The 25,229-nt window shown below is 57.3% G+C and carries 18 protein-coding genes, 2 tRNA genes and 3 rRNA genes; 6 read left to right on the forward strand and 17 right to left on the reverse strand.

Annotation, left to right across the window (positions count from 1 at the left end; genetic code table 11):
- Window positions 1-9: 9 nt before the first annotated feature.
- Together WHX55_RS26415 and WHX55_RS26420 are read left to right on the forward strand one after the other, a co-directional pair.
- Window positions 10-1,182 carry a hypothetical protein gene (locus WHX55_RS26415; protein WP_353741585.1) on the forward strand — a complete coding sequence of 391 codons (1,173 nt, stop codon included), beginning with the start codon at window positions 10-12 and terminating at the stop codon, window positions 1,180-1,182.
- A gap of 144 nt (window positions 1,183-1,326) precedes the next feature.
- Window positions 1,327-1,851, forward strand: coding sequence for an SET domain-containing protein (locus WHX55_RS26420; RefSeq protein ID WP_150728034.1), 525 nt, complete (start codon window positions 1,327-1,329; stop codon window positions 1,849-1,851).
- Window positions 1,852-1,857: 6 nt separating this feature from the next.
- Here WHX55_RS26420 and can read toward each other — a convergent pair whose 3' ends face one another.
- Entirely contained in the window at window positions 1,858-2,502 is a 645-nt protein-coding gene (gene can, locus WHX55_RS26425) for a carbonate dehydratase (RefSeq protein ID WP_150728035.1), read from the reverse strand.
- Between the two features lie 170 nt (window positions 2,503-2,672).
- Here can and WHX55_RS26430 point away from each other — a divergent pair, with 170 nt between their 5' ends.
- Window positions 2,673-3,077 (forward strand): serine kinase/phosphatase, encoded by a 405-nt coding sequence (locus WHX55_RS26430; RefSeq protein ID WP_150728036.1) that lies wholly within the window; start codon window positions 2,673-2,675, stop codon window positions 3,075-3,077.
- Window positions 3,078-3,183: 106 nt separating this feature from the next.
- Here the strand turns inward: WHX55_RS26430 and rimI are convergent, their stop codons facing one another.
- Both rimI and WHX55_RS26440 read right to left on the reverse strand, forming a co-directional pair.
- Entirely contained in the window at window positions 3,184-3,636 is a 453-nt protein-coding gene (rimI, locus tag WHX55_RS26435) for a ribosomal protein S18-alanine N-acetyltransferase (RefSeq protein WP_007978046.1), read from the reverse strand.
- Entirely contained in the window at window positions 3,629-4,375 is a 747-nt protein-coding gene (locus tag WHX55_RS26440) for an energy transducer TonB (protein ID WP_353743089.1), read from the reverse strand. The genes rimI and WHX55_RS26440 overlap by 8 nt, the downstream gene beginning before the upstream one ends.
- A gap of 219 nt (window positions 4,376-4,594) precedes the next feature.
- On the opposite strand from WHX55_RS26440, the gene mksB reads away from it, so the two are divergent.
- The 3 genes from mksB to mksF are packed head-to-tail and all read left to right on the forward strand — an operon-like array spanning window position 4,595 to window position 9,400.
- The gene (gene mksB, locus WHX55_RS26445) at window positions 4,595-5,872 is read left to right on the forward strand and encodes an Mks condensin complex protein MksB (protein WP_353741586.1); all 1,278 of its coding nucleotides are present in this window, start codon (window positions 4,595-4,597) and stop codon (window positions 5,870-5,872) included.
- Complete coding sequence (gene mksE / locus WHX55_RS26450) at window positions 5,862-6,563, forward strand: Mks condensin complex protein MksE (RefSeq protein ID WP_150759032.1); 702 nt, start codon at window positions 5,862-5,864, stop codon at window positions 6,561-6,563. Before mksB ends, mksE begins: the two co-directional genes overlap by 11 nt.
- Complete coding sequence (mksF, locus tag WHX55_RS26455) at window positions 6,560-9,400, forward strand: Mks condensin complex protein MksF (RefSeq protein ID WP_150756395.1); 2,841 nt, start codon at window positions 6,560-6,562, stop codon at window positions 9,398-9,400. The genes mksE and mksF overlap by 4 nt, the downstream gene beginning before the upstream one ends.
- A gap of 194 nt (window positions 9,401-9,594) precedes the next feature.
- Here mksF and WHX55_RS26460 read toward each other — a convergent pair whose 3' ends face one another.
- The 14 genes from WHX55_RS26460 to WHX55_RS26525 all read right to left on the reverse strand — a co-directional run bounded on the left by WHX55_RS26460 (window position 9,595) and on the right by WHX55_RS26525 (window position 24,991).
- Window positions 9,595-11,898 (reverse strand): MlaD family protein, encoded by a 2,304-nt coding sequence (locus WHX55_RS26460; protein WP_353741587.1) that lies wholly within the window; start codon window positions 11,896-11,898, stop codon window positions 9,595-9,597.
- A complete protein-coding gene (locus WHX55_RS26465; RefSeq protein WP_150728041.1) occupies window positions 11,891-12,514 on the reverse strand; it encodes a paraquat-inducible protein A in 624 nt (207 codons plus the stop codon). The genes WHX55_RS26460 and WHX55_RS26465 overlap by 8 nt, the downstream gene beginning before the upstream one ends.
- A complete protein-coding gene (locus WHX55_RS26470) occupies window positions 12,501-13,160 on the reverse strand; it encodes a paraquat-inducible protein A (RefSeq protein ID WP_150728042.1) in 660 nt (219 codons plus the stop codon). Before WHX55_RS26470 ends, WHX55_RS26465 begins: the two co-directional genes overlap by 14 nt.
- Before the next feature lie 146 nt (window positions 13,161-13,306).
- Window positions 13,307-13,422: ribosomal RNA gene (gene rrf / locus WHX55_RS26475) — 5S ribosomal RNA — on the reverse strand.
- A 150-nt stretch (window positions 13,423-13,572) separates the two neighbouring features.
- A 23S ribosomal RNA gene (locus WHX55_RS26480) occupies window positions 13,573-16,466 on the reverse strand.
- A gap of 247 nt (window positions 16,467-16,713) precedes the next feature.
- Window positions 16,714-16,789: transfer RNA gene (locus WHX55_RS26485), tRNA-Ala, on the reverse strand.
- Window positions 16,790-16,819: 30 nt separating this feature from the next.
- A tRNA-Ile gene (locus WHX55_RS26490) sits at window positions 16,820-16,896 on the reverse strand.
- An 82-nt stretch (window positions 16,897-16,978) separates the two neighbouring features.
- Window positions 16,979-18,515 (reverse strand): 16S ribosomal RNA (locus WHX55_RS26495).
- Together the 16S, 23S and 5S rRNA genes with 2 tRNA genes alongside form the textbook arrangement of a ribosomal RNA operon.
- 497 nt (window positions 18,516-19,012) lie before the next feature.
- Window positions 19,013-19,633, reverse strand: coding sequence for a protein-methionine-sulfoxide reductase heme-binding subunit MsrQ (msrQ, locus tag WHX55_RS26500; RefSeq protein WP_353741588.1), 621 nt, complete (start codon window positions 19,631-19,633; stop codon window positions 19,013-19,015).
- Complete coding sequence (msrP, locus tag WHX55_RS26505) at window positions 19,633-20,646, reverse strand: protein-methionine-sulfoxide reductase catalytic subunit MsrP (protein ID WP_353741589.1); 1,014 nt, start codon at window positions 20,644-20,646, stop codon at window positions 19,633-19,635. The genes msrQ and msrP overlap by 1 nt, the downstream gene beginning before the upstream one ends.
- A 63-nt stretch (window positions 20,647-20,709) precedes the next feature.
- Entirely contained in the window at window positions 20,710-21,567 is an 858-nt protein-coding gene (gene pssA, locus WHX55_RS26510) for a CDP-diacylglycerol--serine O-phosphatidyltransferase (RefSeq protein WP_150727084.1), read from the reverse strand.
- Window positions 21,568-21,710: 143 nt separating this feature from the next.
- Window positions 21,711-22,727, reverse strand: a complete 1,017-nt coding sequence (gene ilvC, locus WHX55_RS26515) for a ketol-acid reductoisomerase (protein WP_003228216.1) — start codon at window positions 22,725-22,727, stop codon at window positions 21,711-21,713.
- A gap of 45 nt (window positions 22,728-22,772) precedes the next feature.
- On the reverse strand, window positions 22,773-23,264 hold the full coding sequence (gene ilvN / locus WHX55_RS26520; RefSeq protein ID WP_003176102.1) for an acetolactate synthase small subunit: 492 nt from the start codon (window positions 23,262-23,264) through the stop codon (window positions 22,773-22,775).
- 2 nt (window positions 23,265-23,266) lie between these two features.
- Window positions 23,267-24,991 carry an acetolactate synthase 3 large subunit gene (locus WHX55_RS26525; protein ID WP_008053903.1) on the reverse strand — a complete coding sequence of 575 codons (1,725 nt, stop codon included), beginning with the start codon at window positions 24,989-24,991 and terminating at the stop codon, window positions 23,267-23,269.
- Between the last annotated feature and the right edge of the window lie 238 nt (window positions 24,992-25,229).

Raw genomic sequence — 25,229 nt, forward strand, 5'->3', positions numbered from 1 at the left:
GATCTGAGCATGTTCAAACTCGCGGCACTCACTCTCGCAGCCCTCACCCTGAGCACCACCGCCCACGCCGATGTCAACCTGAAGCTGGGCACTACCGAACGCGTTACCCGTCTCTTCGCCTACCCCAACAACTGTAACGTGATCTGCTTTCGCAACTGGACGCTTGAGCAAACGGTCGAGCATTACCTGACCCAAAGCGTGCAGCGTGATGGCTACACCGGGGCGAAGGTTCTGATCAAGACCGATAACAATCAGCTTTATGCCGAAATCAGCGGCGTACCCAACGGCTATGAAAAGCCCCTGGCCGCGCTGCTCGACGCCGGTGACCTGGCCTATGACGGCGCCAGCAAACTGAATGCCGATGGCAAGTGGGCGTACAGCTGGTATCTGTTCCTGCCGCTGGGCATGGCCCTGGAAAATCGCAAAAGCGTCGAACTGCTGCACTTCCCGCCAGATTATTCGCTGACCCAGGCACAGGATTACCTGAGGTCCGCCACTACGGATCGCTGGGCCACGCTGCTGACCGCCAACGGCATCCCGGCCGAGCAGACGCCGGGTTACCAGACGATCATCGACATCGCCCCGATTGCCGCACCTTCCAACGCGGGCAAGGACCTCGAAGGCGTCTACGGCTACTTCAAGGATTACCAGACCACCATGGTCAAGGAAGTCAGCCTGAATGCCAGCGGCGCAGCACTGCCGATGGTCGCCTTCGGCACACCGGTGCGTAACTGGATCAAAGAGCAATACGGGCCGACGGTGAACGTGTTGGGCCTGACCCAGATCAACCCGGACAACGGCGTGAAAGTCCCCGTATTGGGCTCAAACCACCCGAGCTACATATGGTATGCCGCCGATCCGGCAAGCTACACCGGCAGTGACGCCCAGGCCAAGGCCGATGCGGCAGGCCTGAAAGTCATGGGCCAGGATTTGAGTGCCGCGTGCTGGCAGGCCGCCATGGGCCGTCAACCGGACAGCAATCCAGACGTTGAGCTCAATACCTGCAGGCAAACCTGGCAAGTGGCCCGCAAAGAAAAAACCTGCGAGCTGTTCTACACCTCGATCCGCCACCTGTCGCCCCAACAGGCCGCGGGTAAATGCGCGACAGCTTCGATCGTGTCCCAGCTCAAACAACTCAAGACCCCAGCGCCAGCCACGGCAAAACCTGCTCCGCCGTTGTAACCCGATGAACGGCTGCCCATCTGTCACTTATGACAGTAGACCGCCCGTAGTATCTGCGAGAGGCTTGGGCTGAACCCATGTGCCGCAGCGCTGACAGGAACGTCAGCGCAAGGAAGTCGCAGCACCCAGCAGACAGGGATCGTTATGAAAGCTCACGCCCCTCAAGGAAAACGCCCACAACCGCCGCAAGGTGTTTACCCCTTTTCGGAGCTGCCCGTTCGCCTGGGATTTCCTTCCCTGGCCGACTTCGAAATCATTGAAAACGCCAAGGGCGAAGCCACGGCTATTGCCGCACGGCGCGAATTCCCGCGAATCACTCGTCTCTGTCGGGCGTCGGGGCACTTGCTGCCCTATCGCTGCCGGCATACCCGCCAGCTCGCCCCGGGTGTGCACGTTTACGACCCGCGCTTCTGCGGACTGTTGCGGCACTCCTGCGACCCCAATGTCTTTCTCGACTTGAGCGAGTTGTGGTTATGGGCGCTGAAGGACATCAGCAAGGGTGACTGGCTGACCATGGACTTCGCCGCCAGCGAAGACAAACTGCAACGCCAGTTCGCCTGCCAGTGCGGCTCATACGAGTGCCGTGGCTGGATTACCGGCTACGATGAAGAGCCGAACGCCGACGGCCAGCTGTTTTTGCAACAGTGGCGTCGGCAAAGTCCGTGCTGAAGGGCTTTACAGGGGTTCGAACGGACGCAGACGGTACTGCGGCGGCAGTTGCTCGAAACCGCTGATGGTCGCGTTCAGGCTCTTCCAGCGGCCATCCTTGATGCCGTAGATGCAGCCGTGGACCGACAGGCTCTGCCCACGGTGCCAGGCGTTTTGTACAATGCTGGTGTGACCGACGTTGGCCACCTGTTGGATCACGTTGAGTTCGCAGAGACGGTCGACGCGCTCCTCTTCAGTGGCGTATTTGGCCAGTTCTTCGCGTTTTTCATAATAGAGATCGCGAATCGAACGCAGCCAGCCGTCGATCAGGCCGAACTGGCGATCCTGCATCGAAGCACGCACACCGCCGCAGCCATAATGGCCGGTGACGAGAATGTGTTTGACCTTGAGCACATCGACCGCGTACTGAATCACCGACAGGCAGTTGAGGTCGGTGTGCAGCACGACGTTGGCCACATTACGGTGTACGAACAGATCGCCTGGCAGCATGCCAACGATCTCGTTGGCCGGCACCCGGGCGTCGGAACATCCGATCCACAGGAACTCAGGGGTCTGTTGGCGAGCCAGCTTGGCGAAGAAGTCAGGATCTTCCTCCTTGATCGCAGCGGCCCAACGCTCGTTGTTATCAATCAGATCTTGTAATTCGTTCATGCTTTGAAGCCTCAAGAATGATGCGCAGCTTTGACTGACAACCGTCCGTCGGGGTCACGCGCGAAATGCAGATGCTCTCCTGATCCGGAACACACGGGGCTCCATGCCGGTGGAATTCTCGGTCGCCACGAGGGTCAACCGTAGTAAGGCCTACAGTATGAGGAATTGCCATGAATGATTCACGACGTCCGTACGATGCGGTGCAACCGGAACCCGTTGATGACAACGAAGACCGCATGGGCTCGGTGCGTGAGCTGGATTTCGATGAAGAAGAGCCCGGCGCCAGAATCGGTGACGAATTGACGGACGAGAAGCGCGAGCAACTGATGCCTCGTCGCCGCGGACGTGAAGCGGGCCTGACTGGTGCCTCGACCAGTGACCATCAACCTACCGACGACGACCTGAGCCCGGAAACCCTGATCCGTGAAGACGGCGCCCGGGATGCCCATGAGGCGGGCGATGATAAGCGCGCGGATTGGGACCTGAGCATCGTCGATGAGGACGATATTGGCGGTGGCAATGGCCTGGATGAGGCGGAACTGGCGCGACGCGATCCGATGGACGGCAAGCGCTGATCTTCAGTGTCTGAAAGATCGCCATCGCGAGCAGGCTCGCTCCCACAGGTTTTATGTACGACACAAATCTCTGTGGGAGCGAGCCTGCTCGCGAAGCTTTTGAGGCTCAATCCACCAAAGTGCAGGCCATGACCACCGCATCTTCGCGCCCGCCCACCGCCGGGTAGTAATCCCGACGCCGGCCGATCTCGTTGAAACCATATCGCTCATACAGCTTGAACGCCGCGGTATTGCTGTCGCGCACTTCCAGGAAACACTCCCGGGCGTCGGCCTTGTAGGCAATCGACATCAAGTGCTCAAGCAATGTCAGCCCCAGGCCACGGCCCTGGTTTTCCGGCTTGACCGTAATGTTCAGCAGGTGCGCCTCGTCGAGGATGATCTGCACCACACCGTGGCCGACCTGTTGCTGACCTTCGAACATCAGCCAGATCTGATACTTGCCCAGGCCATCGAGGAAAATCCCGCGGGTCCAGGGATGGCTGTAGGCCGCGTATTCGATTTTCAGTACAGTTTCCAGATCCGCCTCGGTCATCGGGCGAAACGATACAGCGTCACTCATTCGATTCTTTCCAGCGCGCCATCAGCCGACGCATGGCTTGCCAGACATCAGCCTTACGCTGTGGCTCTTCCATTAATAATTCCAGGCCCGGTACCGCCCAGGCCGAGCCCAGGCCTTCGATCTGCAACTCGCGATTGAACGCCTCGGCATCCGCTTCGCCGGCAAATCGCACCGCGGGCAGGCCGATCAGCCACAAACAGGCGCAGGGCGCTTCTTCCATGCGCACCGAGAGAAAACCTTGCACGAAGTCGCGGGCCGCTTCCGGGCCCTGATCCATCGTGCCACGCACCAGCAGCGGCCAACGCACCGGCTCGCCGACGATCTGCGGGCTGTCCGGCAGACCGGCGGCACGCAGCATGTCCTTGAGCAGCAGGTAGGCAGGATCGCGCGTCTGGAAGGATTCGCCTGTGGGTAACTCCACCAGCAGCAGGCAACGCCCGGCCCGCAGCAATTGCAGGGCAAAACGCGGCGGCGGCACGATCGGCGCCTTGACCACCACGGGCGCCTCTTCGGCCTCTTCCACCGGTTTGGCCCCGGTGCGGGTGCTGGTCAGCGATGGTCGCGGCACCTCGAACTTCGCCCGCTCGGCCGGCTTGGCGACAGGCGCCACGGGCGTCTGAGCCACAACAGCTGGAACGACAGGCGCGACCACAACCGGCTCGGGGATCTCCAGCAGCTCGGGCCGCGACGGCGCGGCAAAGGGCAATTCGGTGCGCGGCAGCCAGTTGACCACCTGCATGGCGGCCAGATAAGCGCGACGACGGGACTCGATAAGCAAAGGTCGGCCACTTGTGGATAACTAAAGTGCGCTGATTCTACCGCCGTTCGCTAAAGATCGCCCGCAGTTGATCGATGCACTTTACCGAAAAGAAGGCGACAGCCCGTCCCGAGATTGAATCGCATTGCCCCCGATGCAGTACAATCGCGGCTTTTAATCGCCAACCAGCCGGCCATTACGATGATCGAACCCAAGCGCGTCTTGCGCGCCCTCGCTGAACACTGGGCACTTCTGGAGCCACTGTGCGAGCACTTCGACCAAGGCACACTGAGCCTGAACGAACTGCGCACGCAACTGACCACCCAGCAACTCGACAGTACGCCGCAGGACATCACCAGCCTGCTGGACGTGTGGATTCGCCTCGACATCCTGGTTCCCGTGGCCAAAAGCCCAAACCGTTTCGAGCTCAATGCGCAGATTCACGACTTCCTCGCCTACCTGCGCCGCGAACACCGCCTTGGCCTGTGTTTGGAAATCGAAGCCTACCTGCGCCACCTCGAGCGTCTGGCCGGTTATATCCAGGACGCGTTCGATATCCGCGACGGCAATGACTTGGCGCGCCAGTTGCGCCTGCTCGACATGCGGGTTCGCGATGTACTGAAAAAACTCGATAACGACGAACAGGCACTGGTGGCCGTCGCCGAACGGGCGAAAACCAGCGACCGGCAGATTCCGTTGCGCCAGCGTTACGCTGAAGTGTTGGCGACCTGGGACGAATACGTCGAGCCGATGATTGATCTGGTGAACGCCGACGGCGCCTTCGAACAAGGCGTGCGCAAGGTCGAAACCGTCCTGCTGAAGATGCTCAGCGAACAGCAGCGCCTCGGCCACCTGGTCGACGACGACATGCTGCTGCGCACCCACGCACGCATCCTCGAAATGCAGACCAGCGCCCAGTTGACCCTGCGTCACGCCCGCGAGCTGCTGCTGCCGCTGCGTGAAGAAGCGCGCCGGCACAATGCCGTGACCCGTGGCGCGGCGCTGGCCTTGTCGATGATCCGTCGCAAGGGCATCGACGCCGTGCCACAAGCGGCGATGCCGATGTTCACTCGCCCGCAGAGTACCTTCCTCGGCAGTGCCAGTCAGGTCGAAGCCTACGTTTATGCCCTAGCGCGTTTCGAGCCGAAACCGGCGCGCTTCCCCAAGGCGCACAAGACCCAGAAAGGCGAAGCGCCACGGGCGCCACGCACCGTTCGGGAAATGCTCGAACGCTGCGAAGACGCCCTGCCGATGCCAGACCTGATGACCTGGCTGCTGGAGCAGGAACCGGACGGCGCCACCGACGAATTGCTGTACTGGTTCTCGCGCCTGTCGCGGGAAAAACGCTTCACGCGCGAGCGTCTGGAACGTCGCGACTACTACACACACGAGCATCAGGTCAGCCTGCGCTCCTTCGCCCTGCTCTCGGTCAGCGACACCACCGCCGAGGATTCTGCGAGCACTTCTTATGCAACTTGATCTATCCGAACTGTCCCATCTGGCACCGATCTTTCGCGAGCTGTTCAAGGGTTACCACGTCAGCCGCCGCGATCCGGAGCTGTACGCACAGTTGTCGAACTTTCAGGACCAGTACCGCACGCTGTTCAAGGCCCTGGGCTTTGAACTGGTCTGCGACACCCGCGGCTTCTACTACTTCGTGCCGGACCTCGCGGCGGCCGCGGTGAACAAGACCGCCCAGCGTCTGGCGCTGTTCACCTTCATCCTCGTCGAGCACCTGGCCGACCAGGGCCGCGACCCGATCTCCGTGCTCGACGGCGGCAGCCTCGGTCGCGATGAGCTTCCGTCGTTGCTGGAAAAGTACCGCGACCTGTTCATCCAGGCCGAGGTGCAGACCCAGGACGAGCTCGAAGAAAAAATCATGCGCCGCATGACCCAGCTCGGTTTCGCCAGCGAAGAAAACGGCATCTACCGTTTCCTGCCGCCGATGCACCGCTTCCTCGATGTGTGCCTGTCGGTGCAGCAGGACCGCGATCTGGCCGCCAGCCTGCACAGCGTCCTGCCGTTGCCGGTGCCGGTGCTGATCGACGAAGACAGTGACGAAAAACTGCTGCAGACCGACGACCCGCTCGACCTCGCGGAATTTGCAGACGAAAGCGAAGAAGACGCCCTGGCCCGCGCCATTGCCGAAGAACAGGAGCTCGACGCATGAGCAAGGAACGTTACGGCATCCGCCGCTTTGCCCTTTTGAACACCGCCGGCTACAGCCTCGGCCTGTTCCCGCTGGAAGAGCCGCTGTCGGTCTACGGCGCGAACAACCTCGGTAAATCCGCCTCGATCAACGCCTTGCAGTTCCCGATCCTGGCGCGCATGTCGGACATGAGCTTCGGCAAGTACAGCCTGGAGCAATCCCGGCGCTTCTACTTCGCCTCGGACACCAGCTACATCCTGGTCGAAGTGAACCTGCCCCACGGCCCCCACGTGATCGGTGTGGTCGGCCGCGGCCCGGGCGGCGGTTTCGGTCACCAGTTCTTTGCCTATGCCGGCAAGCTGGACCTGGCCCACTACCAGAAAAACGACACCTGCCTGCGCCAGAAAGAGCTGTTCACCAACCTTGAGCGCGAAGGCCTGAAAGCCTACGAACTCAAGCCGGATGAACTGCGCCGTTTGCTGGTCGGCGGTCACACCTCGATCCCGCTGGACCTGACGCTGATTCCATTGCGCTCCACCAGCGAGCAGAGCCTGAAGACCTTCCGCGCACTGTTCATCAACCTGCTGCACATGCGCGAAATCACTGCGGCCAAGCTCAAGCAGCTGTTCCTCGATGCCTTCGAGCACAGCCTGCGCTCCGGTAGCGTCGACTACATCGCCGCGTGCGAAGAAGCGTTCCGCGATGTACGTCGCATGGAGCAGGACTACAACTCGCTGGTCGCCGCCGGCCCGCTGGTCGAGGCGCTGGCGAACGGCGTGAAGCAACGCGACATCCTGCGCGGCAAGCTGCACCGGATCTCTCCGCTACTCGACTCCCTGCTGGGTACCTGGTCGGACTACGCCAGTGCGCGCAAGGAAGAGCTGACCATTCAGGCCGAACACTACCGCAACGAGCAGGACGCCCTGCAAAACGACCAGCGCGGCGGTACCCAGGAACTGATGCGTCTGGAGCGGGAAATCACTGGCATCCAGCGCTGGCTCGGCGAATTGTCGGTGCTCAAGCATCGCTTTGCCCTGATCGATGACGTCAAGGTGCTGGAGCAACAACTGCTGGCGGCCAAGGACGCCCACGACGAACTGGCCGGTGCGCTGGCACAGTCCCGCCAGTTCAGCGCCGAAGATCTCGACGAACGTCTGCGCGACCTGGAAAAACGCCTGAAGTCGGTCAAGCAGCAACTCGATCACGCCGACAACAACAGCTACGCCCGCCTGCGCGAAGAGTTCTCGCAGCAAGACGTCGAACGCCTGATGCGCCTGTTCAACAGCGCGCTGTTCAGCCTGCCGCTAGGCGAACACGGCATCACCCTCGACGAAAACGGCGACTGGGTGAAATCCGTGGAGCTGATCCTCGACGGCTTCAAAGGCGAACGCTTCGAAGTGCCGGGCCTGTCCATCGACATCTCCCACATCGAACCGCCGGCATTGCAGGCCCTGGCTGACCGCGCAGCATTGCGCGACCAGAAGGAACGCCTGGACAAAGAACTCAAGCAACTCAAGACCCAGCAGGCCGTGGCCGCCGACCGCGCCGCGAGCAAGACCCAGACCGAAGCGCTGTATCAGCAAGTGCTTGATGCGCAGAAAGCCCTGGAAGACTTCCGTCGCGCGCAAACCCTGAGCGCCGAGGAAGGCGACAAGCTGGAACAGTTGGCGCAGATGGAAGCCGCTCAGGACGAATTGAAGCGTTCCAGCGACGCCTTCACCGAGCGCGTCCAGCAACTGTCGGCCAAGCTGCAACTGGTCGGCCGCCAGATCGGCGACATGGAAGCCAAACAACGCACACTCGACGACGCCCTGCGCCGTCGCCAGTTGTTGCCGGCGGACCTGCCGTTCGGCACACCGTTCATGGACCCGATCGACGACTCCATGGACAACCTGCTGCCGCTGCTCAACGACTACCAGGACAGTTGGCAAGGCCTGCTGCGGGCCGATGGCCAGATCGAAGCGCTGTACGCTCAGGTGCGCCTCAAGGGCGTGGCCAAGTTCGACAGCGAAGACGATATGGAGCGTCGCCTGCAACTGCTGATCAACGCCTATGCGCACCGCACCGACGAAGCCCTGACCCTGGGCAAGGCTCGCCGTGCGGCCGTAACGGACATCGCCCGGACCCTGCGCAACATCCGCAGCGACTACGACAGCCTCGAACACCAACTGGCACTGTTCAACCGCGAGATCAACAAACGTCAGGTCTCCAACCTGCAAAGCTTCCGCATCGTGCTCGCCCCGAACAAGGAAGCGCTCAAGCACATCGACCAGATCATCCACAGCGCCGGTCAGTACGAAGAAGGCGAAACCCTGTCGGTCTTCGACCTGAGCCAAAGCGCCGAGCAGGACAACAAGAACGAAGAGGCCAAGGAATACCTGGCGCGGCTGGTGGCGGCCAACCACAACCAGCTCGGCCTCAAGGACTTGTTCGAACTGGCGTTCGAGATCACCAAGGTCAACGGCCAACCGGTGATCCATACCGACATCGACGGCGCCGCTTCCAACGGCACCACCATGACCATCAAGGCGCTGACCAACATGTACTTGTTGCTGCACTTGATGGACCGTGACCAGGCCGGTCGCGTGCGCCTGCCGTACTACCTCGACGAGGCGGCGGACATCGATGAGAAAAACCAGGCCGCCTTGCTGGAAACCAGCCTGCAACTGGGCTTCGTGCCGATCCTGGCGAGCGTGAAGCCGCAGGTCTGCGCCAGTGTCGCCATCGACCTGGAAGGCGGCAGCGGCCCGGCCGGCATCTACATCGATGAGGCGGACTGGAAGTACATCCGTCGTCACGATCAGGTGAAGACGACGGTCAACGAAGAAGCGGATGAACCGGAGCTGGATGCGGTCTGAGGCTTGAATAGAAGGCAATGAAAAAGGCCGCGGTCCAATGGATCGCGGCCTTTTTTATCAACCCGTTTTTGGCCTTTCAGTGCGTTTGAAGGCCTCTTCGCGAGCAGGCTCGCTCCCACACTGGATTGTGTTCAACACCGATCTAATGTGGGAGCGAGCCTGCTCGCGATGGGGACAGCACTGCCTCCAATTGGCTACTTGCCGATGGAAATCTTCGGCGCCCACCCCAGCCACTCCTCTTCAAACTTGTCGAACAGCGCGAACGTCTGCTCCGGTCGCGCCGGGCTGCCCATGCGCTCGCCATCCGGCGTGGCAAAGGCCACACCGCCCTGAATCATCGTCTCCAGTGATTCAGTACGCACCGTTGCACCTTTGAACAGACCGACATCGAAGTCGAAACCGCTGGTGTTCCAGAACCGTGTACCGCTGCGTACCAGTGGCGCGTACTTCGGTTCGATCAGGATATGGATCAGGACGCGATCAGCGGTCTCGCCCAGCTCATAACCCGTTACCTTGCCCACGGTGATTTCGCGATAGGTCACTGGTACGCCGGCCTTCAGCGAACCACGACGGGCTGCGCTCAGCACCAGACTCAAACCCGCTTCCTGCTTGGCAGTTTCGGGAGCTGCGGCCAAAGCGACAAAGTTCTTCTGCGGTCCCAGGTTCTTAGGCGCCGGTTGCACCTCGATGTATTGCCCGGTCACCAGGGTTTCGAGGTTGGACGTCTTGATCAGGCCCAGCTCAGGCTTGACCACCCAGAACTGACTGCCGACCCGGGCGATGCGCTCCGGCACTTCGGTAATCCGCGCGGTCAGCAGCACCGATTGCAGGTCCTCGCTGAGATCAACATCCTCCACCTTGCCGACATCCAGCCCCTTGAAACGAATCGGAGTGCCGGTACGCAGGCCATCAGCGCGATCGAGCCTGAGCGTGATGACTTCGCCTTTCTGCGTGGCGTCTTCATGGTTCGCGAACAGGCGGAAACGCGGAATACGCTTCTGCAACGGGGCTTTGTCTTGCGGGGTCTCGAAGGCAATGCCGCCGGCCATCAAGCTCTGCAACGACTCGCTTTTAACCTGGACCCCGCCGGTCAGTCCGCCCGTGAGGGTGATGCCACTGGCGTTCCAGAAGCGCGTCGAGGCGTTGACCAGGCCTTCGTATTCCTTCTCGATGTGCACACCAATGATCAGTTGTTTCTTGGTGCGTGAGAACTGATAGCTCTGTACGGAGCCGACTTTAACCTGCTTGTAGAGAACCGGGCTGCCGACTTCCAGCGAGCCGAGATTTTCCGTGAACAACACCAGGTGCAGGCCCGGTGCACGCAGATCCAGCGGCGGTGCCTTGGCCCGTGCCACAAACTCCCGTTGAGGTGCCGAACCCTTGTCGCCAGGCCGCACAGCGATGTAGTTGCCTTTGACCAACGCCTCGAGGCCGGTAATCCCCGCCAGGGAAATCGACGGTTTGACCACCCAGAATTGGGTGCCTTCGACCAGGTAATCCTCGGCCAATGGGTCCATCGTCAATTCGGCGGTGGCCCCGGACAGGTCAGGATCGACCTTCAGCGCCTTGAGATTGCCGACTTGAATGCCTTTGTACATCACCGGCGTGCGACCGGCCTGCAAGCCTTCGAAGTCGCTGAGCTTGACCTTGACCCGGATACCGGCCGCCGCTGCATCGAAGTCTTCATAGAGTCTGAACGGCAGGCTTGGGTCGGTAGGCGGGCTGTCCTTGCGGTTTTCCGGGGTGGCGAAGGCAATGCCGCCGGCGACGATGCTGGCCAGGGATTCACTGCGAACTTTCACACCCGACAGATTGGCGTCGATGCTGATGCCGCTGGCGTTCCAGAAACGTGTGTGTTTGCGCACCAGTTTGGCGTAAGTCGGCTCAATGAAGACCTTGAGTTCGACAGTGTTCTGGTCCTCGGACAACACATAGCTTTTGATCTGGCCTACTTTGATCTGTTTGTAGAACACCGGACTACCACGGTTCAGCGAGCCCAGGCGATCAGCCTTGATGGTCAAGTGCAGACCGGGTTGGGCATCGGAGAGCGGCGGTTCCTCGGCCAGCGCCTTGAACTTGCGGACCGGCTCGCCTTCCCCCGGGCTGATGGCGACATAGTTACCTGAAACCAGCGTCTCAAGACCGGTAATCCCTGCCAGCGTCACGCTCGGCTTGACCAGCCAGAAACGCGTGCTGGTTCGCAGGTATTGCTCTACGTCCTTGTTCATTTCGATGCTGGCGATCACGCCTTTGGAACTGCCCTCGTCATCGAGCTTGAGGCTTTTGACCTTGCCGACCGACATGCCTTTATAGACAACTTCGGTCTTGTTGGCCTGAATGCCCTCGCCGCTCTCAAAACGCACCTGAATCTGGATACCGGTCTCGTTATAGGCACGCCAGCCGAGCCAGCCGCCGAGGATCAAGGCGATCAGGGGCAACACCCAAATGGCAGACCAGTTCGAAGCCGGTCGGGTTTTCGCTACAGGCAAATCAGTCATGGTCGTCGTCCGACTCCGTGTTATCCCAAATCAGTCGGGGATCAAAAGTTACCGCGGCAAGCATCGTCAGAATCACCACCGTGGCGAAAGCGATGGCACCAGGATTGGCTTCGATGCTGGCAAGCCGCCCAAAATTCACGACCGCCACGAGGATGGCGATCACAAAGATATCGAGCATCGACCAGCGGCCGATGAATTCAATGAAACGGTACATCCAGATACGCTGGCGAGCCGAAAGGGGCTGACGACGCTGCACGGAAAACAGCAACAAACCAATGCCCACCAGCTTGAAGGTGGGCACCAGGATACTGGCGATAAACACAACGGCCGCAATGGGAAACATGCCGTAGTGCACCAACTCGATGACACCCGCCATGATCGTGCTGGGCGCACCTTTGCCCAAAGAGTTCACGGTCATGATTGGCAACAAATTGGCCGGTATGTAAAGAATGGCGGCGGTAATCAGCAATGCCCAGGTGCGCACCAGGCTATTCGGGCTGCGGGCATGCACCAGCGCTCCGCAGCGTGTACAGACTTGCTCATCGGTATCAGCTTCCTGCCTGTTCAATTCATGACATTCCTTGCAAATCAGAATGCCTGCATCAATCGCCCGCATGGGCATCCTCTCCTGATAACGCTTGCCAGATCTGGTGGGGCGACATTACGACCTCCAGCCAGACTTGGATCAGCAACAAACCAATGAAGCACACCAAGCCAACGCCTACGGTGATGGTTGCCATATCTGCCAGTTTTACGATCGCCACCAGTACGCCCATGAAGTAAACCTCGAGCATCCCCCATTCGCGTATATGGTGATAAATGCGATAGAGCAACAAGCCGTAGCTGCGTCCGACATCAAAACGGATACTCAACAATACGGCCAGTTGGCACAGCAGCTTGAGTAACGGAATTCCTATGCTGCACAGGAACACCACCACTGAAACACTTTGCATGCCTGTGTCAAAAAGAGCGACAACACCGCTCCAGACAGTGTCTTGCGAAGATTGCCCGAGTAGATTGAGCTGCATGATGGGTAAAAAGTTCGCCGGAATAAACAACAACAAGGCGGCGATGACCAGGGCGAGACTGCGCTGTACGACGTTGTACCGATTGGCATAAAGCTCGTAGCCACAGCGCGGGCACAGGGCTTTTTCGCCATGGGCGAGTTCTGGTTTACGCATGAGCAAGTCGCACTCATGACAGGCAACCAGATTTTCTAGTGGTAATTCTGACAGCTCTTTGGCGTCAACCGAATCCGGCATAAGCGCTCTGACTCTGAAAAAGTTGGACCTATTCTAGTGTCCCGGGACAAAAATAACTGCGTCAATTTGTGCTTGATTGATCGTGCTTTTCCTGCGGACAAAAACAAAACCCCAACTGCTTTCGCAATTGGGGTTTCGGAATTTAATCTTGACGATGACCTACTCTCACATGGGGAAACCCCACACTACCATCGGCGATGCATCGTTTCACTGCTGAGTTCGGGATGGGATCAGGTGGTTCCAACGCTCTATGGTCGTCAAGAAATTCGGGTACTGAGTCGTGGCCGGTTGGCCGCGCTTCAGCAAATTGGGTATGTGACAGCTTGGTGTTTTGTGAGTATCACGAACTTTCGGTTCTTTCGTCTTCACACACCGCAATCTGGCCTTTCGACGCAAATTGCTTGGGTGTTATATGGTCAAGCCTCACGGGCAATTAGTATTGGTTAGCTCAACGCCTCACAGCGCTTACACACCCAACCTATCAACGTCGTAGTCTTCGACGGCCCTTCAGGGGACTCAAGGTCCCAGTGAGATCTCATCTTGAGGCAAGTTTCCCGCTTAGATGCTTTCAGCGGTTATCTTTTCCGAACATAGCTACCCGGCAATGCCACTGGCGTGACAACCGGAACACCAGAGGTTCGTCCACTCCGGTCCTCTCGTACTAGGAGCAGCCCCTCTCAAATCTCAAACGTCCACGGCAGATAGGGACCGAACTGTCTCACGACGTTCTAAACCCAGCTCGCGTACCACTTTAAATGGCGAACAGCCATACCCTTGGGACCGGCTTCAGCCCCAGGATGTGATGAGCCGACATCGAGGTGCCAAACACCGCCGTCGATATGAACTCTTGGGCGGTATCAGCCTGTTATCCCCGGAGTACCTTTTATCCGTTGAGCGATGGCCCTTCCATACAGAACCACCGGATCACTAAGACCTACTTTCGTACCTGCTCGACGTGTCTGTCTCGCAGTCAAGCGCGCTTTTGCCTTTATACTCTACGACCGATTTCCGACCGGTCTGAGCGCACCTTCGTACTCCTCCGTTACTCTTTAGGAGGAGACCGCCCCAGTCAAACTACCCACCATACACTGTCCTCGATCCGGATAACGGACCTGAGTTAGAACCTCAAAGTTGCCAGGGTGGTATTTCAAGGTTGGCTCCACGCGAACTGGCGTCCACGCTTCAAAGCCTCCCACCTATCCTACACAAGCAAATTCAAAGTCCAGTGCAAAGCTATAGTAAAGGTTCACGGGGTCTTTCCGTCTAGCCGCGGATACACTGCATCTTCACAGCGATTTCAATTTCACTGAGTCTCGGGTGGAGACAGCGCCGCCATCGTTACGCCATTCGTGCAGGTCGGAACTTACCCGACAAGGAATTTCGCTACCTTAGGACCGTTATAGTTACGGCCGCCGTTTACCGGGGCTTCGATCAAGAGCTTCGCGTTAGCTAACCCCATCAATTAACCTTCCGGCACCGGGCAGGCGTCACACCCTATACGTCCACTTTCGTGTTTGCAGAGTGCTGTGTTTTTAATAAACAGTCGCAGCGGCCTGGTATCTTCGACCGGCGTGGGCTTACGGAGCAAGTCCTTCACCCTCACCGGCGCACCTTCTCCCGAAGTTACGGTGCCATTTTGCCTAGTTCCTTCACCCGAGTTCTCTCAAGCGCCTTGGTATTCTCTACCCAACCACCTGTGTCGGTTTGGGGTACGGTTCCTGGTTACCTGAAGCTTAGAAGCTTTTCTTGGAAGCATGGCATCAACCACTTCGTGTTCCAAAGGAACACTCGTCATCAGCTCTCGGCCTTAAGATCCCGGATTTACCTAAGATCTCAGCCTACCACCTTAAACTTGGACAACCAACGCCAAGCTGGCCTAGCCTTCTCCGTCCCTCCATCGCAATAACCAGAAGTACAGGAATATTAACCTGTTTTCCATCGACTACGCTTTTCAGCCTCGCCTTAGGGACCGACTAACCCTGCGTCGATTAACGTTGCGCAGGAAACCTTGGTCTTTCGGCGTGGGTGTTTTTCACACCCATTGTCGTTACTCATGTCAGCATTCGCACTTCTGATACCTCCAGCAAGCTTCTCAACTCACCTTCACAGGCTTACAGAACGCTCCTCTACCGCATCACCCGAAGGTGATACCCGTAGCTTCGGTGTATGGTTTGAGCCCCGTTACATCTTCCGCGCAGGCCGACTCGACTAGTGAGCTATTACGCTTTCTTTAAAGGGTGGCTGCTTCTAAGCCAACCTCCTAGCTGTCTAAGCCTTCCCACATCGTTTCCCACTTAACCATAACTTTGGGACCTTAGCTGACGGTCTGGGTTGTTTCCCTTTTCACGACGGACGTTAGCACCCGCCGTGTGTCTCCCATGCTCGGCACTTGTAGGTATTCGGAGTTTGCATCGGTTTGGTAAGTCGGGATGACCCCCTAGCCGAAACAGTGCTCTACCCCCTACAGTGATACATGAGGCGCTACCTAAATAGCTTTCGAGGAGAACCAGCTATCTCCGAGCTTGATTAGCCTTTCACTCCGATCCACAGGTCATCCGCTAACTTTTCAACGGTAGTCGGTTCGGTCCTCCAGTCAGTGTTACCTAACCTTCAACCTGCCCATGGATAGATCGCCCGGTTTCGGGTCTATTCCCAGCGACTAGACGCCCTATTAAGACTCGCTTTCGCTACGCCTCCCCTATTCGGTTAAGCTCGCCACTGAAAATAAGTCGCTGACCCATTATACAAAAGGTACGCAGTCACCCAACAAAGTGGGCTCCCACTGCTTGTACGCATACGGTTTCAGGATCTATTTCACTCCCCTCTCCGGGGTTCTTTTCGCCTTTCCCTCACGGTACTAGTTCACTATCGGTCAGTCAGTAGTATTTAGCCTTGGAGGATGGTCCCCCCATATTCAGACAAAGTTTCTCGTGCTCCGTCCTACTCGATTTCATGACCAAGAGATTTTCGCGTACAGGGCTATCACCCACTATGGCCGCACTTTCCAGAGCGTTCCGCTAATCTCAAAGCCACTTAAGGGCTAGTCCCCGTTCGCTCGCCACTACTAAGGGAATCTCGGTTGATTTCTTTTCCTCAGGGTACTTAGATGTTTCAGTTCCCCTGGTTCGCCTCTTGCACCTATGTATTCAGTACAAGATAACCATCTTATGATGGCTGGGTTCCCCCATTCAGACATCTCCGGATCAAAGTCTGTTTGCCGACTCCCCGAAGCTTTTCGCAGGCTACCACGTCTTTCATCGCCTCTGACTGCCAAGGCATCCACCGTATGCGCTTCTTCACTTGACCATATAACCCCAAGCAATCTGGTTATACTATGAAGACGACATTCGCCGAAAATTCGATTGAGCTCCTAAGAGCAACTCACAAATTTTACCTTAGCCTGATCCGTTACCAGTGAAAGTAACGTTCAGTCTATCTTTCTATCACATACCCAAATTTTTAAAGAACGAACTAGTCAAAGACTAGAAATCAACATTCACCATCGTCTCGATGGAATGCTCATTTCTAAGCTTTATACAATCAGAAGCAGTAGTGGTGGAGCCAAACGGGATCGAACCGTTGACCTCCTGCGTGCAAGGCAGGCGCTCTCCCAGCTGAGCTATGGCCCCGTATTTCTACAGGCGTTTCCCACACAAAATTGGTGGGTCTGGGCAGATTCGAACTGCCGACCTCACCCTTATCAGGGGTGCGCTCTAACCAACTGAGCTACAGACCCAATTTCGGGCTGCTTCTATATCGTCTTCTTCAATGAATCAAGCAATTCGTGTGGGAACTTATGGAGCAGCTGAGTCGTCGATTAAGGAGGTGATCCAGCCGCAGGTTCCCCTACGGCTACCTTGTTACGACTTCACCCCAGTCATGAATCACACCGTGGTAACCGTCCTCCCGAAGGTTAGACTAGCTACTTCTGGTGCAACCCACTCCCATGGTGTGACGGGCGGTGTGTACAAGGCCCGGGAACGTATTCACCGCGACATTCTGATTCGCGATTACTAGCGATTCCGACTTCACGCAGTCGAGTTGCAGACTGCGATCCGGACTACGATCGGTTTTGTGGGATTAGCTCCACCTCGCGGCTTGGCAACCCTCTGTACCGACCATTGTAGCACGTGTGTAGCCCAGGCCGTAAGGGCCATGATGACTTGACGTCATCCCCACCTTCCTCCGGTTTGTCACCGGCAGTCTCCTTAGAGTGCCCACCATGACGTGCTGGTAACTAAGGACAAGGGTTGCGCTCGTTACGGGACTTAACCCAACATCTCACGACACGAGCTGACGACAGCCATGCAGCACCTGTCTCAATGTTCCCGAAGGCACCAATCCATCTCTGGAAAGTTCATTGGATGTCAAGGCCTGGTAAGGTTCTTCGCGTTGCTTCGAATTAAACCACATGCTCCACCGCTTGTGCGGGCCCCCGTCAATTCATTTGAGTTTTAACCTTGCGGCCGTACTCCCCAGGCGGTCAACTTAATGCGTTAGCTGCGCCACTAAGAGCTCAAGGCTCCCAACGGCTAGTTGACATCGTTTACGGCGTGGACTACCAGGGTATCTAATCCTGTTTGCTCCCCACGCTTTCGCACCTCAGTGTCAGTATCAGTCCAGGTGGTCGCCTTCGCCACTGGTGTTCCTTCCTATATCTACGCATTTCACCGCTACACAGGAAATTCCACCACCCTCTACCATACTCTAGCTTGTCAGTTTTGAATGCAGTTCCCAGGTTGAGCCCGGGGCTTTCACATCCAACTTAACAAACCACCTACGCGCGCTTTACGCCCAGTAATTCCGATTAACGCTTGCACCCTCTGTATTACCGCGGCTGCTGGCACAGAGTTAGCCGGTGCTTATTCTGTCGGTAACGTCAAAACACTAACGTATTAGGTTAATGCCCTTCCTCCCAACTTAAAGTGCTTTACAATCCGAAGACCTTCTTCACACACGCGGCATGGCTGGATCAGGCTTTCGCCCATTGTCCAATATTCCCCACTGCTGCCTCCCGTAGGAGTCTGGACCGTGTCTCAGTTCCAGTGTGACTGATCATCCTCTCAGACCAGTTACGGATCGTCGCCTTGGTGAGCCATTACCTCACCAACTAGCTAATCCGACCTAGGCTCATCTGATAGCGCAAGGCCCGAAGGTCCCCTGCTTTCTCCCGTAGGACGTATGCGGTATTAGCGTTCCTTTCGAAACGTTGTCCCCCACTACCAGGCAGATTCCTAGGCATTACTCACCCGTCCGCCGCTGAATTCAGGAGCAAGCTCCTGTCATCCGCTCGACTTGCATGTGTTAGGCCTGCCGCCAGCGTTCAATCTGAGCCATGATCAAACTCTTCAGTTCAAACATCTTTGGGTTTTGAGAAAACCCTAAACTTGGCTCAGCAATCGTTGGTTACATCTTTGATTTCTCGCGGAGTAACTTGTGATGCTGATAATCTGTTGACTAGCAGTCTGACTCCACAAGCACCCACACGAATTGCTTGATTCAGTTGTTAAAGAGCGGTTGGTTAAGATCTTTCGCCTCAACCGAGGCGCGCATTCTACAGCAGCCTCATTTGCTGTCAAGTGATTATTTTCAGAAGTTTTCAAAGTTTCGCTTGGAAATCTTTAACAACTTCAACCACTTGCGCTTCAGATCTCTCATCAGCGGGAGGCGAATTCTACAGCGTTACACACTGCTGTCAACACCTCTTTTTCAACTCCCTTTCGGCTTCGATGAACTGAAGCAACCTGCTGCCGAAAACTGCGTAACTCGTTGTTTACCAAGGAGTTTTCCGTTTCGACTGCGCCGGAAGTGGGGTGAATTATAGACACCTGGAATCTGCCGTCAACCACTATTTACGCTTTTTTGGCGGAAGAGCCCTTTTTAGCCATTAAACGCGGGATTCGACGAGCCAAAGGCGGTAGCCGCAGCACTAACAGCAATGCACCTATGGATGCATAGATCGCCCACTCCTTCAGGTCGGCGCGCACAATCCAGAGCATATGCAGTAATCCAAGCCCGAGAATGACATACGCCAGGCGATGCAACTTCCTCCAGCGGGAACCCAGTCGTCGCTGACTGTATCGATTGGAAGTCACCGCCAATGCCAGCAAACCAAGAAAACCCAACACCCCGACAATAATGTAAGGCCGCTTGCGCAACTCGACACCCAGCTGCGACCAGTCAAAACCAAGAATGAATGCGCAATAACTACTGAGGTGGAGCAGCACATAGGCAAAGCACCACAATCCCAACTGTCGCCGCACGGCATTCCACCCTGCCCAACCCGTAAGTCTCTGCAAAGGCGTCAAGCTCAAGATTACGAGCAGCAGAACAAGCGTCCCCAAACCCAGCCGATCGACCAGTACCTTGCCCGGATCCGGCCCGAGGACATCCTCCCAGGCCTGATACAACCACAGCAGCGGCCACACCAGCACTACGACAAAGACACCGATGCGCCAAAACGGATAGCGCATCAGTAGTTCTTCCTCAGGTCGAGCCCCGTATATAGAGAGGCGACTTCCTCTGAATAGCCGTTGAACATTTGCGTGTCACGTATATTGGGCTTGAACAAGCCACTGGGCAGGCGGCGTTCACGCGCCTGAGTCCAGCGAGGATGATCAACAGTGGGATTCACGTTCGCATAAAAGCCATATTCATCCACAGCAATGCTCTGCCAGGTGGTTTTCGGCTGCTCGCTGACCAGACTGATCCGTACGATGGACTTGATGCTCTTGAAGCCATATTTCCAGGGCACCACCAAACGCAACGGCGCGCCGTTTTGATTAGGCAACTCACGCCCGTACATGCCGACCGCAAGAATCGCCAACGGGTTCATCGCCTCATCCAGACGCAGCCCCTCTATATATGGCCAGTTGATCAAGGCAAAACCGGAGCGCTGACCCGGCATGCTTTTGGGATCCTGCAGAGTTTCGAAGCGGATGAATCTGGCTTTCGAGGTCGGCTCGACTTCCTTGAGCAAGGCCGAGAGCGGAAAACCGATCCAGGGAATGACCATCGACCAGGCCTCAACACAGCGCAAACGGTAGATTCGCTCCTCCAGCTGATACGGTTTCATGAAGTCTTCGATCGCATACCGCCCGGGCTTGCCCACCTCCCCGTCCACCACCACCGACCACGGCTCCGTCTTCAGCGTGCCGGCATTGGCAGCCGGATCACCTTTATCGGTGCCGAACTCGTAGAAGTTGTTGTAGTGGGTCGCATCCTTGAAGGGTGTGATTGCCTCATCCTTGACGACAACCGCTCCCCACTTGACCGAGGAAAGCTTTTCGCTGAACCAGGAAGGCGCCTTGCCAGGCTCGACGTCCGCATAACGCGCCACATCGTCGGCAGCCGCCCACCGAGGAAGACCGCTCACGGCCAAACCGGCAACAGCAACACCCAATACATTGCGTCGAGAAAGATAGATGGATTCAGGCGTGACATCCGACTCATGGCAGTCGGATGCCTTAGGGACTTTGATCAGCATGGCTACTCCGCAGTATTGGAGAACAGATGCACCAACAGACTGCGGAGTATGAGGGAAATTACATCACTCGACGCTTTTACGCCGACGAAGATGTAACAGGTATTGAACCGGGCCGGACGCGGCATAGGCGAGGAAGACCAGCAGCAGAATGCGCGGCGGATCACTGAAAACAACCGCGAACACCAACACTACTGCGAGAATCGCCACGAAAGGCACTCGCCCCTTCAGGTCCAGTTCCTTGAAGCTGTTGTACTTGATGTTGCTGACCATCAGCATGCCGGCTGCCGCCACCATCAGCGCAACCAGGAAAGACATCTTGGAACCCTGGATGCCGTAGTCGCTGAACGCCCAGACGATACCTGCAACCACACCCGCAGCGGCGGGACTGGCCAGACCGATAAAGTAGCGTTTGTCCGCGGTACCGACCTGGGTATTGAAACGCGCCAGGCGTAACGCCGCACCCGCGACATAGATGAAGGCGACCATCCAGCCGACCTTGCCCATGTCACCGAGGGCCCAGCCAAATGCCAGCAATGCCGGGGCAACGCCGAAGGCGACCATGTCCGACAGTGAGTCGTACTCGGCACCGAAGGCGCTCTGGGTATTGGTCATGCGCGCAACGCGGCCGTCGAGGCCGTCGAGCACCATGGCAACGAAGATCGCGATGGCAGCAAAGGCGAAGTACTTGCTTGCATTGACTGAGTCGCCGGCGCTCAAGGCCGCCTGCGCGCTCATCGAATTGATGATGGAATAGAACCCTGCGAACAGGTTCGCAGTGGTGAACAGATTCGGCAGAAGATAGATACCACGATGCCGGACTTTACGACCTTCAGCGTCATGCCCTTCTTCGACATGTTCATCGATGGGCAGCAGGCTATCGGCGTCAGAGGCCTGGTTTGGCTCTTCGGGGCGTTCGCTCATGGACATTACCTTGCAACGGGTGGAAAGTTTGGACAGGTGTCTGGGACGACGGTTCGGCCGCAAACGATGCAGCTTTATACCAGAACCGGCCCCCCAAACGAAAAAACGCGGCCTAAGCCGCGTTTTTCGTACAAGCGCGTGACTTAGTTTTTAGCTTTGTCGACGATCTTGTTGGCACCGATCCACGGCATCATGGAGCGCAGTTGCTCGCCGATGATTTCGATACCGTGAGCGGCGTTGTTACGACGCTTGGCGGTCATCGAAGGATAGCCGGTAGCGCCTTCGCTGATGAACATCTTGGCGTATTCGCCGTCCTGAATACGTTTCAGGGCGTTGCGCATGGCCTGACGGGATTCGGCGTTGATGACTTCAGGGCCGGTCACGTACTCGCCGTATTCGGCGTTGTTGGAGATCGAGTAGTTCATGTTGGCGATACCGCCTTCGTACATGAGGTCAACGATCAGCTTCAGTTCGTGCAGGCACTCGAAGTAGGCCATTTCTGGCGCGTAGCCAGCTTCAACCAGAGTTTCGAAACCGGCCTTGACCAGCTCAACAGTACCGCCGCACAGAACGGCTTGTTCGCCGAACAGGTCGGTTTCAGTCTCGTCCTTGAAGGTGGTTTCGATGATGCCGGTACGACCGCCGCCAACGCCGGCAGCGTAGGACAGAGCGACGTTCTTGGCGTTGCCCGAGGCGTCCTGGTAGATAGCGATCAGGTCAGGGATACCACCGCCCTTCACGAACTCGGAACGCACAGTGTGACCTGGAGCCTTCGGCGCGATCATGATCACGTCGAGGTCAGCGCGCGGCACAACCTGGTTGTAGTGGATCGCGAAACCGTGGGAGAAGGCCAGAGTGGCGCCTTTCTTGATGTTCGGCTCGATTTCGTTCTTGTACAGGGAGGACTGGAACTCGTCCGGGGTCAGGATCATGACCAGGTCGGCAGCTGCAACAGCGGAAGCAACGTCAGTCACTTTCAGGCCGTGGGCTTCAGCCTTGGCAACGGTAGCCGAACCTTTACGCAGGCCGACAGTCACGTCAACGCCGGAGTCTTTCAGGTTGCACGCTTGAGCGTGGCCTTGGGAACCGTAACCGATGATGGCAACTTTCTTGCCCTGGATGATCGACAGGTCGCAGTCTTTATCGTAGAAAACTTTCATGAATTTCCCCTATATCAGGCCGTTCAGGCCGTTCGCTAATTTGGTTTAGATGCTGAGTACTTTGTCGCCGCGGGCAATGCCGGTCACGCCACTACGGACGGTTTCCAGAATCGAGGCGGTGCCAATGGACTGAATGAAGCTGTCGAGCTTGTCGCTGGTACCGGTCAGTTGAACGGTATACACGCTGGCGCTGACATCGACGATCTGCCCACGGTAAATATCGGTAGTGCGCTTGATCTCGGCACGCTGGGCGCCGGTGGCCTTGACCTTGACCAGCATCAGTTCGCGCTCGATGTGAGCACTCTCCGACAGGTCGACCAGTTTTACCACTTCGATCAGCTTGTTCAGGTTCTTGGTGATCTGCTCGATGACTTCATCGTGACCAACCGTGGTCAGCGTCAGACGCGACAGGGTCGGGTCTTCGGTCGGGGCCACGGTCAGGCTTTCGATGTTGTAGTTGCGCTGCGAGAACAGGCCAACCACACGAGACAGAGCACCGGGTTCGTTTTCCAGAAGCAAGGAAATAATGTGCCGCATGATTAGGTACGCTCCGTCTTGCTCAGCCACATATCGCGCATGGAGCCGTCTTTGATCTGCATCGGGTAGACGTGCTCGCTGGTATCGACCGAAATATCGATCACCACCAGGCGATCTTTCATGGCGAACGCTTCTTCCATCTTCGACTTCAAATCTTTCGATTCAGTGATGCGCACGCCAACGTGGCCATAGGCTTCAGCCAGCTTGACGAAGTCAGGCAACGACTCCATGTAGGAGTGCGAGTGACGGCTGCCATAGCTCATGTCCTGCCACTGACGAACCATACCCAGAACGCCGTTGTTCAGAATGACGATTTTTACCGGCAAACCGTATTGCAGACAGGTGGACAGTTCCTGGATGTTCATCTGGATACTGCCTTCGCCCGTTACACAGGCAACGTCGGCATCCGGATAGCTCAACTGAATGCCCATGGCCGCCGGGAAACCGAAGCCCATGGTGCCCAGGCCACCGGAGTTGATCCAGCGGTTCGGCTTGTTGAACTTGTAGTACTGGGCAGCAAACATCTGGTGCTGGCCCACGTCGGAGGTCACAAAGGCGTCGCCATTGGTCACTTCGCACAGGGTTTCGATCACGGTCTGAGGCTTGATCTTGCTGCCGTCGCCCTTGTCATACGGGAACAGACCGCGATCACCGCGCCACTCGTCAACCTGCTTCCACCAGCTGGCAACGGACTCCTTGTTCGGGGTCTCGCCGATTTCCTTGAGGATCGCGACCATTTCGGTCAGGACACTCTCAACCGGACCAACGATAGGCACGTCGGCCTTGATGGTCTTGGAGATCGAAGCCGGGTCGATGTCGATGTGGATGATCTTGGCGTTCGGGCAGAACTTCGACGCGCCATTGATGACACGGTCGTCGAAACGTGCGCCGACGGCGAGGATCACGTCAGCATGGTGCATCGCCAGGTTGGCGGTATAGCTGCCATGCATGCCGAGCATGCCGATGAACTGACGGTCGGTGCCAGGGAAGCCACCGAGGCCCATCAGGGTATTGGTCACTGGCAGGTTGAGCATCTTCGCCAGTTCGGTCAGTGGTGCGGAACCACCACCCAGGATCACGCCGCCGCCCGAATACAACACAGGACGCTTGGCCGCCAGGAGCATTTCTGCCGCCTTGCGGATTTGACCGGAGTGACCGCGAACAGCCGGGCTGTAGGAGCGCAACTTGGCTTTTTTCGGGAAGACGTATTCGAACTTCTCGGCCGGGTTGGTCATGTCTTTCGGGATATCGACAACGACCGGGCCAGGACGACCGGATTGCGCCAGGTAGAAAGCCTTCTTCATGACTTCCGGGATTTCCGACGCGTGCTTGATCATGAAGCTGTGCTTCACGATCGGCCGGGAGATACCGATCATGTCGGTTTCCTGGAACGCATCGGTACCCACCATGGTGCTAGGCACCTGGCCGGAAATGATCACCATCGGAATGGAGTCCATATAAGCGGTGGCGATACCGGTGATGGCGTTTGTTGCGCCAGGACCGGAAGTCACCAGTACCACACCGGCTTTACCGGTGGCACGGGCGTAGCCGTCAGCCATATGGGTAGCCGCTTGCTCGTGACGAACCAGGATGTGGGTCACTTCCGGTTCTTTGAACAGGGCATCGTAAACATGAAGAAGAGCACCACCCGGGTACCCGTAGATATATTTGACGCCTTCGTCACGCAAGAAGCGGACGAGCATCTCACCGCCAGATAAAAGCTCCACGTTGCTCACCTCTAAAACGCCAGAATACCGCCCACGAAAAATGGGACGGGTCTTAATAGGTTTACTTCTCGGCAGAGCATGAGCGACGGTGGTCGCCGACTACGTCAGCACTGACTGAGCAAGTATTGGGATCGTCCCAAGTGTTGCGGGGCTTTCCCACCCAGCGCGAGGTAACGCGTTGCGGGTGTAACAGGTCGACGCGGATATGCGCCTCATGATCTGCTGAGAGGGTCTGCTT

It is taken from the genome of Pseudomonas fluorescens (assembly GCF_040448305.1).
Lineage (GTDB): Bacteria > Pseudomonadota > Gammaproteobacteria > Pseudomonadales > Pseudomonadaceae > Aquipseudomonas > Aquipseudomonas fluorescens_BH.